Genomic DNA, 11,124 nt, shown 5'->3' with positions numbered 1-11,124 from the left:
GGTGCCCCACGCAACCAAGGACCAATGTCGCCGCCAGGCGACGAGGTAGGGCCACCCCCCGCCCAACCACACGGGCCACCCCCGTACCCCCCACCCCCAAAACCCGGCAAACTCAACCACGTGACCACCCACCCAAAACGAAGCCACACCCCAGGTCACCCGCCGGACCCCACCTTCCGCAGCCTCTGGCCCGCCACCCCGCGCCAAGCCCTCCGCGAAGCCGCCTGGCTGGCGATCACCGGCCCCCTCCCCCTACTCTCAGTAGTCCTCCTCCTAGCCGGAACAGCCATCGGCCTAGCCCTAACCCCAGTACTCGCCGGACTCCTCATCCTCACCGGAGTCCTCCGCAGCGCAAGACTCTTCAGCGGCCTCCACCGCCGCCTGGCCACCAGACTCCTGGGAATCCCCCTCCCACCCCCGCCGAGAACCGACCTGGCCCCAGGCCTCTGGAACTGGCTCACCGCCCGCCTAGGCGACCGAACAGCCTGGCGATCCGTCGCCTACCTCCTGGTCCGCCTCCCCTTCGGCCTTCTGGCCCTGATCGGCTCCGGCGCGCTCGGCTTCTTCGGCCTGGCCTCCTTCACCTACCCGCTCACCTGGCTCCTCGAGACCAGGCCCGGCCACGGCCTGCCGGTCTTCAACATCGGGAGCTTCAACTGGCTGGGTTCCCTCGGCTGGTGTCTCCTCGGCATCGCCGTCCTAGCCGTCTGGCCGGCCGTAGTGCACCTCCTCACCGGAGTAGACCGCCTCCTCCTCCGCACCCTGGTAGCCGACCCAGGCCTCCGCGAACGAGTCCGCTTCCTCGAAGAAACCCGAGCCACCGCCCTAGACGAAGCAGCAGAACAGCTCCGCCGCATCGAACGAGACCTCCACGACGGCGCCCAAGCCCAACTAGTCGCCATGGCGATGAAACTCGGCCTGGCAAAAGAAGAACTAGCCGCCGACACCGTCAACCTCGACCAGATCCGCACCCTGGTCGACACCGCCCACAGCAACGCCAAACAGGCCCTCGTCGAACTCCGCGACCTGGCCCGCGGCATCCACCCCGCGGCGCTCGACAAGGGCTTGAGCCTCGCACTGTCCACATTGGCCAGCTCGGCCGACTTCTCCGCGACAGTCTCAGTAGAACTAAGCCGCCGCCCACCCCCGTCACTGGAAACAATCGTCTACTTCGCCGCCGCCGAATTCATGACCAACGCGTCCAAACACGGTGCCGGAAGATGCACAGTCCTGGTCGAAGACCGCGAAGACGTCCTCCGGCTAACCGTCGTCGACCACGGCCCCGGCGGCGCCGCGATCATCCCCGGCGGCGGACTGTCCGGAATCGCGGAACGACTCCGCCCCGCCGACGGCGAGCTCGCCGTGTCGAGCCCGAACGGCGGCCCGACCATAGTCACCGCGACACTCCCGCTCCACCGCTAAACTCGGGGAAATGAGGGGGAAACAGTGCGGATCGTGATCGCGGAAGATTCGGCAATCCTGCGCCAGGGCCTAGTCGAACTCCTGGGCCTGCGCGGCCACGAGGTGGCAGCGGCGGTGAAGAACGCCGACGACCTCCGAACCGCCGTCCGCGAGCACCAGCCTGACGTGTCCATTGTGGACATCAGAATGCCGCCGACGCACACCGACGAAGGCCTGCGCGCGGCAATAGACCTGCGCGCCGAACGGCCCGGCTGCGCGATCCTCGTCTTCTCGCAGTACGTCGAAACCAACTACGCCAAGCAACTCCTCGCCGGAGAAGCAGGCGCGGTCGGCTACCTGCTGAAGGACCGCGTCGCCGAGGTGTCGGACTTCCTCACCGCGCTGGAACGCGTCGCCGCCGGAGAGACGGTGCTCGATCCGGAAGTCGTCCGCCAACTGTTCGCGACCACCGGCCAGGCCGGTCCGCTCGCCGAGCTGACGCCGCGCGAACGAGAGATCCTCGGGCTGATGGCGCAAGGCCGGTCGAACTCCGCGATCGCGGCGGAGGCGTTCCTGTCGGCGGGCTCGGTCGAGAAGTACGTGACGAGCATCTTCGGCAAACTGGGCCTGCCGCCGTCGGACGGGCACAACCGGCGCGTCCTCGCCGTGCTCCGCTATCTCGATTCCTGACGCCTACGCTGACGGTATGTACTCCACCGAGATCGAGGTGCACACCGGAAACACCGCCGTCGTGCACAACCTGACCCGGGAGGCCGAGAGGTTCCTGCGCGACGCCGACGCCACCGACGGCCTGCTGCACGTGTGGGTGCCGCACGCGACGGCCGGGCTCGCGGTGCTGGAAACCGGCGCGGGCAGCGACGACGACCTCCTCGCCGCGCTCGACGACCTGCTCCCCCGCGACAACCGCTGGCGCCACCAGCACGGCACCGGCGGACACGGCCGCGACCACGTGCTCCCCGCGTTCCTCCCGCCGTACGCGACCCTGCCGGTGCTCGGCGGCATGCTGCTGCTCGGCACCTGGCAGTCGGTGTGCCTGGTGGACACCAACGTCGACAACCCCGTCCGCCGGGTCCGCTTCAGCTACCTCACCGGCTGATCCCGCCGTAGCATCGCGGACGTGACAGCCATTCGCGCGCACCGGCTGGTGCTCTGGGACATCGACCACACGCTCGTCGACTACACCGGGCTCGGGGTCGGCTGGTACGGCTCGGCGCTGGCCGCGGCGACCGGCGCGGAGTTCCGCACGCACCCGGATTTCGGCGGCCGGACCGAACGCGCGATCACCGCCGACGTGCTGAGCCTGCACGGGATCGAACCGGACGAGGACACCATCCAGCGGATGTGGCGGGAGCTGATCGCGGCCGTCGAACGCGCCCGCGAAACGCTGCCCGAGGAAGGCCGGGCGCTCGACGGCGCGGCGGCCGTGCTCGCCGATCTCGCCAAGACCGACGGCGTGGTGCAAAGTCTCGTCACCGGAAACCTGCCGGAGATTTCGCTGCACAAACTCGCCGCGCTCGGTCTCGACGAGCATCTCGATCTGGAGATCGGCGGCTACGGCTCGCTTTCGCCGCACCGCGCGGATCTCGTCCCGCACGCCGTCAAAGCCGCGGAAACGAAGCACGGCAGGGAATTTCCCGCTGAATCCGTAGTGATTCTCGGAGATACTCCGAATGACATCGACGCGGCGCTCGACTACGGCGCGGTGGCGATCGGCGTTGCCACGGGCCGGTTTTCCGCCGGGCAGCTGGCCGAAGCGGGCGCACACCACGTTTTGCCGGACCTCGCCGATCTGCCCGCGGTCCGCGCCGCGGTGCTCGGACTGCCCTGAGGCAAGCGACCGGGATCACCCGTTCGGGCGGCTTTGCCGTCAACCCCTGTTCCGGGTCGGCTACGCCTCTCATTGGCCGAATGTCAGCCTGTTTTCCCTGATCAGCGCGTTGCACTACGCCGAAGGTCAGTCTTGGGACCAGGGTCGGGTCCCCCTGGGGTAGCAGTCCCTTAGGGGGAGAAGTAGGTCCGACGGGCGATGACCGCTTAAGATCGCCGCGCCAAACTTTCCCCATGACGATCGCACAGGGGGGAACCGGCCTCGTGGCCGGAGAGGCACGCGGACGGCTAGCGGTGCTGTGGAACCGGATTCCGTTCACGACGACCGTCGTGCTCGCGATCATGATCGTGGGGGTCGCGACTGGCTCGCTCTGGCACGCCGCCGAGCACCAGCACGCTTTCCACTACTACGCCTACGGCCTCCCGTCGCTGGAGCACGGCCGCTGGTGGACGCTGTTCACCGGGCCGTTCTACGCCCTGCGCCCGTGGTTCTACCTGCCGATGGCGGGAAGTTTCGCGCTGATGGCCGGGTTCGCCGAATGGCACCTCGGCACCCGGCGCGCGATGGCGGTGACCATCGGCGGGCAGCTGGTGTCGACCGTCGTCGCGGTGCAATTCCTCGAACTTTCCCGCAATTCCGGCTGGGCCTGGGCCGACCGGATCTCCGGCACGCTCGACGTCGGTTTCTCCGGCGGAGCGCTCGCCGCGATCGCCATCACCAGCGCGACCCTGCGCACTCCGTGGCGGCTGCGGCTGCGAGCCGGGCTCTGCGTGTACGCCGGAGTCGCGATCGTCTATGTCGGCACGCTCGCCGATCTCGTGCACTTCTTCGCGCTGGTTCTCGCGCTGCCGCTGGGCCGGCGGCTCGCCGGACCTGCCGCACGCAACGCCAACAAGCCGTCGCTGCGCGAATGGCGGCTGCTCGCGTCCGCCGGATTGGTGCTGCTGGTCGTCGCCGAAGTGGTGATGTGGCTGGTCCCCGGCGACGGCCCGTTCGGCTCGTCGGACTCGATCTCGTTGTCCGGCAACGAACTTCTCCCGCTGTGCATCGTCGCGGTGCCGATCCTCAACGGGCTGCGCCGCGGTTCGCGGTTCGCCTGGCGGTGCGCGATCGCGCTGTGCGTGCTCGCCGCGTCGCAGATGGCGGTACTCGCCGGGCTCGTCGCGATCACGCAGCTGATCCGCGAGGACTACGACCTCAGCAGCCCGCCGCTGTTCATCGTGGACAATCTCTTGTGGACAGTCGAACTGGTGTTGCTGATCTCGGCCAGGCGCGCCTTCCGGGTTCCCTCGCGGCGCAGGCGGCGCAAGATCTTCCGCGGCGGACCGGACCCCGCCTTCGCGCGGCTTCTGCTGGGCCGCAACGGCGGCAGCACCATCTCGTGGATGACGACCTGGCCGCAGAACACCTACTTCGTCGCCTCCGACGGCACGTCGTACCTGGCGTACCAGCGGCACGCCGGCGTCGCGGTGGCGCTCGGCGACCCGGTCGCGCCGGACGGGACGAGCGACCGCACGCTGCGGGAATTCTCCGCGATGTGCGAGAACACCGGGCTCGTGCCGTGCGTCTTCTCGGCGACCGCGGGGACCGTCGCGCAGACCACGAAACTGGGCTGGCAGCACGTCCAGGTCGCCGAGGACACGTTGGTGGACTTGGAAAACCTCGAATTCCGCGGCAAGGCCTGGCAGGACGTGCGGACCGCGCTGAACCGCGCGAAGAAGGACGGGATCGAGTTTCGGTTGGTGCGACTGGCCGAACAGCCGTGGTCGATCCGCGAACAGGTGCGGGCGCTGTCCGAGGAATGGATCTGCGACAAGGGCCTGCCGGAAATGGGCTTCACGCTCGGCGGCGTGGACCAGGCGATGGACCCGGCCACGCGGGTCGGTCTCGCGGTCGACGCGGACGGCACGGTGCACGGCGTGACGTCGTGGCTGCCGGTGCACACCGGCGACGGCGAGGTCGGCGGATGGACGCTCGACGTGATGCGCCGCCGCGCGGGCGGATTCCGGCCGGTGATGGAGTTCCTGATCGCCTCGACCTGCCTGGCGTTCCGCGAGGAGGGCGCGAAGTTCGTGTCGCTCTCGGGCGCGCCGCTGGTCCGCAGCAACGACAGCACGCCGCGGCAGATGGTCGACCGGATGCTGGACGCGCTGGGCTCGATGATGGAGCCGTACTACGGATTCCGTTCCCTGCACGCGTTCAAGGCGAAGTTCCAGCCGCGGCACGAGCCGCTGTACCTCGCTTACCGCGACGAGGCCGACCTGCCGCGGATCGGGATCGCGCTGGGCCGCGCGTATCTGCCGAACGCCGGGCTGATGGACTTCGCGAAGCTGGCGCTGCGGCGTCAGCGCGTGGTCGGCGGCGGCGTGGTCGTGGACCGGTCCGCGGCCGGGACACCGCGGTAACTGTGCAGAATCCGGACGAGGTCGTCCCGGGACGCGGAACCCGTGCGGCCTTGTTCGGAGTACGCGACCAGCACGGCCGACTTGTCACCGGCCCCGAGCGCGAGTGCTCCGACAAGCACGCTCTGCGGCTGACACGGCGCGTTGCTCGGGGCCACCTCGGCGACCACGAGCGTGCCCTCACGGCTTTCGTTCTCGATCTTGACTTCGGCCTTCTCCGGCGCACCAGGCGTCACCTTCGCGGCCGGAGCACTTTTGCCGGTGTAGCCGCTGATGCCCAGGTCCGTTACCGCTTTGCGGGCAGCCTCAGCGGCGTCGCCGGTCTTCTCGGTGGTGAACCCCGCGCCGCCGATCTGGCCGACCGCGTCTTCCTTGCAGCTGTGCTGGCCGAGGAACGCGCTGGTGGTCAGGTTGATTCCGGGCGATCCGGCGGCCGGGTCCCAGCCGTGCAGCGTGGTCGGCGCCGGTTCCCAGGACGGCGGCACGTCGTACGCGTAGCTGCCGTCTTTGCCCGCCACTGACTGCCATCCCGCGACCACTGGCGGCACGACGACGCGGGGTTCCGGCTGGTAGGTGTACGGGGCGCGCGGAGTGTCGTCCGTGCTGGCGGAGTGGTGGCTCTTGGTGGTGAAGACGTTGTAGCCGAAGATCCCGATCATGATGAGGATCGGGACCGCTTTCACCAGCCGGAGGTTGGTTTTGCGGGGCGTTGACCTCCGGAGCTGTGCCGGGGTGAGGGTCTGCCGCAGGGGGTCCGCGCCCTCTTCAGGAGGCGGAGTGCCCTGCGGCCGCGGGGCTGGTTCGGACGGCCGAGGCGCCGTTTTCTCGTACCCGGCGCTCGGGAACTTCGGCGCGTCAGACGGCTGGTACCCGCCGAAGCCGCTCAGCGCGGCGTTGTCCTGGTACCCGCCGTCGTCGCGGCGTTTGCGTCCGAACCAGCCCACGGGCTTCAGCCGCGGACGAGCTTCGCGAGGTGGTCGACGACCGAGTCGACGGCGATCTCCTCGCGTTCGCCGGTGCGCCGGTCCTTGACCTCGACCAGGCCGTTCGCGAGGCCGCGGCCAACGACGAGGATCGTCGGGACGCCGACCAGCTCCGCGTCGGCGAACTTCACGCCCGGGGTCGCCTTGCGGTCGTCGAGGATGGTTTCGAGACCGGCGGCGTCGAGTTCGGCGGCGATCTTCTCCGCTCCCTCGCGCACCGTCTCGTCCTTGCCCGCGATGACCACGTGCACGTCGAACGGCGAGACCTCGCGCGGCCACACGAGGCCCTGCTCGTCGTGGTTCTGCTCGGCGAGCACGGCGACCAGGCGCGAGACGCCGACGCCGTAGGAGCCCATGGTGATCCGGACCGGCTTGGAGTCCGGGCCGAGCGCGTCCACCTCGAAGGCGTCGGTGTACTTGCGGCCGAGCTGGAAGATGTGCCCGATCTCGATGCCGCGCGCGGCGACGAGCGTGCCCTGTCCGTCCGGCGACGCGTCGCCCTCGCGGACCTCGGCGGCCTCGATGGTGCCGTCCGGCGTGAAGTCGCGGCCGACGACCAGGTCGAGCACGTGGTGGTCGCGCTGGTCAGCGCCGGTCAGCCAGGCCGTGCCCTCGACCACGCGCGGGTCGACGAGGTAGCGGACGCCGTTCTCCTGCAGCCCCTTCGGGCCGATGTAACCCTTGACCAGGAACGGGTTCTTGGCGAAGTCGGCTTCCTCGAGCAGCTCCACCTCGGCGGGCTCGAGCCCCGCTTCGAGACGCTTGAAGTCCACCTCGCGGTCGCCCGGGACGCCGATGCCGAGCAGCTCCCACTCCTTCGCGCCCGGCTGGCGCGTCTTGACCAGGACGTTCTTCAGCGTGTCCGCCGCGGTGAACTCGCGGCCGAGCCCGGCGGCGTTGAAGAACGCGACGAGGGTCTCGATGGTCGGCGTGTCCGGCGTGTGGTGGACCTGCGCCTCGGGCAGGCCTTCGAGCGGCCGGGCGGCGGGCGCGGGCGTGATCACGGCTTCGACGTTCGCCGCGTAGCCGGACTCGGTGCTGCGGACGAAGGTGTCCTCGCCGTTCTCCGCGACCGCGAGGAACTCCTCGGACGCCGAGCCGCCCATCGCGCCGGACGTGGCGGCCACGATGACGTACTCGAGGCCGAGGCGGTCGAACAGCTTGATGTAGGCGTCGCGGTGCTTCTGGTACGAGTTCTCCAGGCCCTCGTCGTCGAGGTCGAAGGAGTAGGAGTCCTTCATGACGAACTCGCGGCCGCGCAGGATGCCCGCGCGGGGGCGCGCCTCGTCGCGGTACTTGGTCTGGATTTGGTACAGCGTGACCGGGAAGTCCTTGTAGGAGCTGTACTCCCCCTTCACGGTGAGCGCGAACAGCTCCTCGTGGGTCGGGCCGAGGAGGTAGTCGGCTCCCTTGCGGTCCTTGAGGCGGAAGAGGTTGTCTCCGTACTCGGTCCAGCGGTTGGTGGCCTCGTACGGTTCGCGGGGCAGCAGCGCGGGGAACTGGATCTCCTGCGCGCCGATCGCGTTCATCTCCTCGCGCACGGTCTCCTCGACCCGGCGCAGCACCCGCAGGCCGAGCGGCAGCCACGAGTAACCACCCGGGGCGACCCGGCGGACGTAGCCGGCGCGCACCAGCAGCCGGTGGCTGGGCACTTCGGCGTCCGCCGGATCCTCGCGCAGCGTGCGGAGGAACAACGACGACATCCTGGTGATCACTGGGAACTCCCTGCACTGAGCGGGTCTTAGACGTTTCGCACAGAGTAGTCAACACCCTGGCCGCGACGCATGCGGGTTATCGGCGGGCGCCGTTTTTGTCGGTGGTCGCGGTTAGCGTGCGGGCATGGGTTTGGAGATGGGCATGATCACCGTCGACTGCGCCGAGCCGCAGCGCCTGGCGGAGTTCTGGACGGCGGCGCTGGGCGTAGCGGTGGCGGCGGACTACGGCGAGTTCGTGATGCTGGAGGGTCCTGCTTCGGGCGGGCCTCGGCTGGGGTTGCAGCGGGTGCCGGAGCCGCGGAGCGGCAAGAACCGCGTGCACGTCGACTTCGGCGCGGACGACCGGGAGGCCGAGGTCCGGCGGCTGGTGGGCCTGGGCGCGGTGGAGCTGGGGCGGCATCAGGTGCCCGGGCTGGAGTGGACGGTGCTGGAGGATCCGGAGGGGAATGTGTTTTGCGTGTCCGCGAAGGGGGCGCATTGAGGATGAGGTGACGGCGGCTGAACCAGGCGCGCTCGGCTGGAGCGGGGTCGCCATCGGCGGGCGCGGGGGGGGCAGCGATCGGCTGGAGCGGCCGTCCGCGAACGCAGCTGTCTGCCGACGCGGTCAGTCGGCTCGCAGCCGACGCGGTCAGTTGGCTCGGTCCCCGGCGCCCAGTCGCGGACAGGCTCCGCATCGCATGGTGAACGCGGGCCGCAACGGCGGTCGGCGAACGCCCGCGACCGTGCGGGTGCCCGGACGCACTAGCCGGCCGAAGCCACCCTGCGCGGCGACCCGCACCCGACGGTCAGCCGAGCGGCAAAACGTACCCGTAATTCCGCTCAGCCGTCCGATACCCGCACCGCTCGTAGACCGCGAGCGCGCGATGGGTGTTGTCCACGTCCACCGACAGCGACGATTTCTCGAAGCCTGCCGCGCGGCCGGCTTCGAGAGTGTGGGCCAGCAGCGCCGACGCCAGTCCTCGCCCGCGGGCCTCCGCCAGGGTGCCGACGTAGTTGACGTGCAGCTCCCGCACGCCGGTCGCCGCCGCGTCCGCCGCGTAGAACGACGACATCACGAACGCCACGGCCCGGTCGCGGTCCGGGGAAAGGAGGAGGAACGAGAGGTCAGGCTGGAAGTCCTTGTTGCCGCGGAACCGGTGTCGCCACTCGTCCGCGGAGAGCCACGTGCTGCCCCAGTGATCGGCGAATGCGGCGTTGCGCACGTCGAGCGCCAGTGCGTCGTAGCGCTCCTCGCAGGCGACCAGCGGGAGATCGTCCGGGAGCGGCGGAGCAGGGGGCAGCGCGGTCAGGTCCGCGCGCATCTCGACGAAGGTCCTTTCCTGCTTGAACCCGCCGCGTTCGAGAAGCGAGAGGTACCAATGCTCGTTCTCGTGCGCGCCGGCGTGCAGTTCCAGCTTCGAGTCCGGGAAATGCCGCGCGTGGACACTCCGGCCCGTCCGCACAAGCCACTCCGTCAACACCGAAGCGACCTCGTCGGTCCGGTACTCCGGGTCGGTCAGCGACGCGACGTGCGGCTGATGCACCGGCTCGGCCGCGTCGCGGGCGATGACCAGCGCGTAGCTCACCAGCCGCGCCCCGTCCCAAGCACCGACGCTCGCCCCGGCCAGATCGACTGACGGGCCCGACAGTTCCTGGCGCACGTCGCCCTCGTCCCAATGCTCACCAGTGCGGTCGGCTTCCTCCGCGACCGTGCAGAGCCGGGCGACCGCGCCGACATCGGCCAGCGTGAGCGGGCGCCAGGTGAGTTCCATGCGGGCCAGAGTAGGGAGCGGCACACGGCCGCCGCACCTGGATTACCCGGCGGTTACGCTCCGGGGGTGCTGGTGCTCCTCCCCCCTTCAGAAACCAAGGCCGACGGCGGCAAAGGCGCGCCGCTGGACCTGGACGCGCTGTCGTTCCCCGAACTGAACCCGGTGCGCGCCAAACTGGCCGACGCCCTGGTCGAACTGGCCGCCGACGTCCCCGCGAGCCTCGCCGCACTGGGCATCTCCGCACGGCAAGCCGACGAGGTCACCCGCAACGCCCAGCTCTGGACCTCCCCGACGATGCCCGCGCTGAGCCGCTACACCGGCGTCCTCTACGACGCGCTGGACGTCAAAAGCTTCACCCGCGCCGGCCTGGCCAAAGCACAACAACGGCTGGCCGTCACGTCCTCCCTGTTCGGCGTCGTAGCAGCCACCGACCCCATCCCCGCCTACCGCCTCTCGGGCGGCAACACAGTGCCCGCACTAGGCACCGTCCGAGGCCTGTGGAAGCCGGTCCTGGAACCAGTGCTGCACGACGTCGAAGGCCTGATCGTGGACCTCCGCTCGGGCACATACGCCGCCTTCGCAAAACTGCGCGCAGACGCAGTAACCGTCCGAGTAGTCACCGAAGACGCCAAGGGCAACCGCACCACGGTAAGCCACTTCAACAAGGCCTACAAAGGCAAACTGGCCGCAGTACTGGCCACCTCGCGAAGCGAACCGTCCACTGTGGACCACTTAGTACGCGAAATCACCAAAGCAGGCCTAACCGTAGAACGCACCGGCGACCACGCCCTAGAACTCCTCACCGACTAACCATCCGCGAGCGCCCCCGCCCCACCCAACCGCCACCGCTGCACCCAACTATCGAGGCACCCAGCCCCACCCCCGCACCGGTGCACCCGCTATCGAGGCACCCAGCCCCTCCCCCGCACCCCGATACGAAGCCTCCCTGCGGTCTGGAGGTGCTTGTCAAGGCATCTTTCCCGCCTTGACAAGCACCTGTCTCTTATACACATCTGACGCTGC

At 69.4% G+C, this 11,124-nt stretch carries 10 protein-coding genes; 7 read left to right on the top strand and 3 right to left on the bottom strand.

Annotation, left to right across the window (positions count from 1 at the left end):
- Positions 1 to 120 precede the first annotated feature (120 nt).
- The 5 genes from ACFXI3_RS45960 (at position 121) to ACFXI3_RS45940 (ending at position 5,655) form a co-directional block, all read left to right on the top strand.
- Positions 121 to 1,422 (top strand): sensor histidine kinase, encoded by a 1,302-nt coding sequence (locus tag ACFXI3_RS45960; RefSeq protein ID WP_378408456.1) that lies wholly within the window; start codon positions 121 to 123, stop codon positions 1,420 to 1,422.
- A gap of 24 nt (positions 1,423 to 1,446) precedes the next feature.
- Complete coding sequence (locus ACFXI3_RS45955; protein ID WP_237598574.1) at positions 1,447 to 2,091, top strand: response regulator transcription factor; 645 nt, start codon at positions 1,447 to 1,449, stop codon at positions 2,089 to 2,091.
- Between the two features lie 16 nt (positions 2,092 to 2,107).
- On the top strand, positions 2,108 to 2,518 hold the full coding sequence (locus tag ACFXI3_RS45950; RefSeq protein ID WP_378408454.1) for a YjbQ family protein: 411 nt from the start codon (positions 2,108 to 2,110) through the stop codon (positions 2,516 to 2,518).
- 30 nt (positions 2,519 to 2,548) lie between these two features.
- Positions 2,549 to 3,250 (top strand): haloacid dehalogenase-like hydrolase, encoded by a 702-nt coding sequence (locus tag ACFXI3_RS45945; protein WP_344286116.1) that lies wholly within the window; start codon positions 2,549 to 2,551, stop codon positions 3,248 to 3,250.
- A gap of 233 nt (positions 3,251 to 3,483) precedes the next feature.
- Positions 3,484 to 5,655 carry a DUF2156 domain-containing protein gene (locus ACFXI3_RS45940; RefSeq protein ID WP_344286098.1) on the top strand — a complete coding sequence of 724 codons (2,172 nt, stop codon included), beginning with the start codon at positions 3,484 to 3,486 and terminating at the stop codon, positions 5,653 to 5,655.
- Here the strand turns inward: ACFXI3_RS45940 and ACFXI3_RS45935 are convergent.
- Together ACFXI3_RS45935 and ACFXI3_RS45930 are read right to left on the bottom strand one after the other, a co-directional pair.
- On the bottom strand, positions 5,595 to 6,596 hold the full coding sequence (locus tag ACFXI3_RS45935) for a hypothetical protein (protein ID WP_378408452.1): 1,002 nt from the start codon (positions 6,594 to 6,596) through the stop codon (positions 5,595 to 5,597). The two genes, ACFXI3_RS45940 and ACFXI3_RS45935, sit on opposite strands and share 61 nt — an antisense overlap.
- A gap of 5 nt (positions 6,597 to 6,601) precedes the next feature.
- Positions 6,602 to 8,350, bottom strand: a complete 1,749-nt coding sequence (locus ACFXI3_RS45930; RefSeq protein ID WP_378408450.1) for a proline--tRNA ligase — start codon at positions 8,348 to 8,350, stop codon at positions 6,602 to 6,604.
- 124 nt (positions 8,351 to 8,474) lie between these two features.
- Here ACFXI3_RS45930 and ACFXI3_RS45925 point away from each other — a divergent pair, with 124 nt between their 5' ends.
- Positions 8,475 to 8,831 carry a VOC family protein gene (locus ACFXI3_RS45925; protein WP_354750391.1) on the top strand — a complete coding sequence of 119 codons (357 nt, stop codon included), beginning with the start codon at positions 8,475 to 8,477 and terminating at the stop codon, positions 8,829 to 8,831.
- A gap of 304 nt (positions 8,832 to 9,135) precedes the next feature.
- Here ACFXI3_RS45925 and ACFXI3_RS45920 read toward each other — a convergent pair whose 3' ends face one another.
- Complete coding sequence (locus ACFXI3_RS45920) at positions 9,136 to 10,101, bottom strand: GNAT family N-acetyltransferase (protein WP_378408448.1); 966 nt, start codon at positions 10,099 to 10,101, stop codon at positions 9,136 to 9,138.
- A 66-nt stretch (positions 10,102 to 10,167) separates the two neighbouring features.
- On the opposite strand from ACFXI3_RS45920, the gene yaaA reads away from it, so the two are divergent.
- Positions 10,168 to 10,911: a peroxide stress protein YaaA gene (gene yaaA / locus ACFXI3_RS45915; protein ID WP_378408446.1), complete on the top strand. Its 744-nt coding sequence runs from the start codon at positions 10,168 to 10,170 to the stop codon at positions 10,909 to 10,911.
- The last annotated feature ends 213 nt before the right edge of the window (positions 10,912 to 11,124 follow it).

The sequence above is a fragment of the Amycolatopsis sp. NPDC059235 genome, assembly GCF_042754125.1.
GTDB classification, from domain to species: domain Bacteria; phylum Actinomycetota; class Actinomycetes; order Mycobacteriales; family Pseudonocardiaceae; genus Amycolatopsis; species Amycolatopsis albidoflava.
Note: the sequence above shows the minus strand (reverse complement) of the source record. Positions and strands in the feature narration are given on the sequence as shown.

What these genes read in the sequence shown, in the direction of transcription:
- ACFXI3_RS45950 (WP_378408454.1), top strand. Translation starts at nt 2,108, where the DNA reads ATGTACTCCACCGAGATCGAGGTGCACACCGGAAACACCGCCGTCGTG.
- ACFXI3_RS45940 (WP_344286098.1), top strand. Translation starts at nt 3,484, where the DNA reads ATGACGATCGCACAGGGGGGAACCGGCCTCGTGGCCGGAGAGGCACGC.
- ACFXI3_RS45920 (WP_378408448.1), bottom strand. Translation starts at nt 10,101, where the DNA reads ATGGAACTCACCTGGCGCCCGCTCACGCTGGCCGATGTCGGCGCGGTC.
- ACFXI3_RS45925 (WP_354750391.1), top strand. Translation starts at nt 8,475, where the DNA reads ATGGGTTTGGAGATGGGCATGATCACCGTCGACTGCGCCGAGCCGCAG.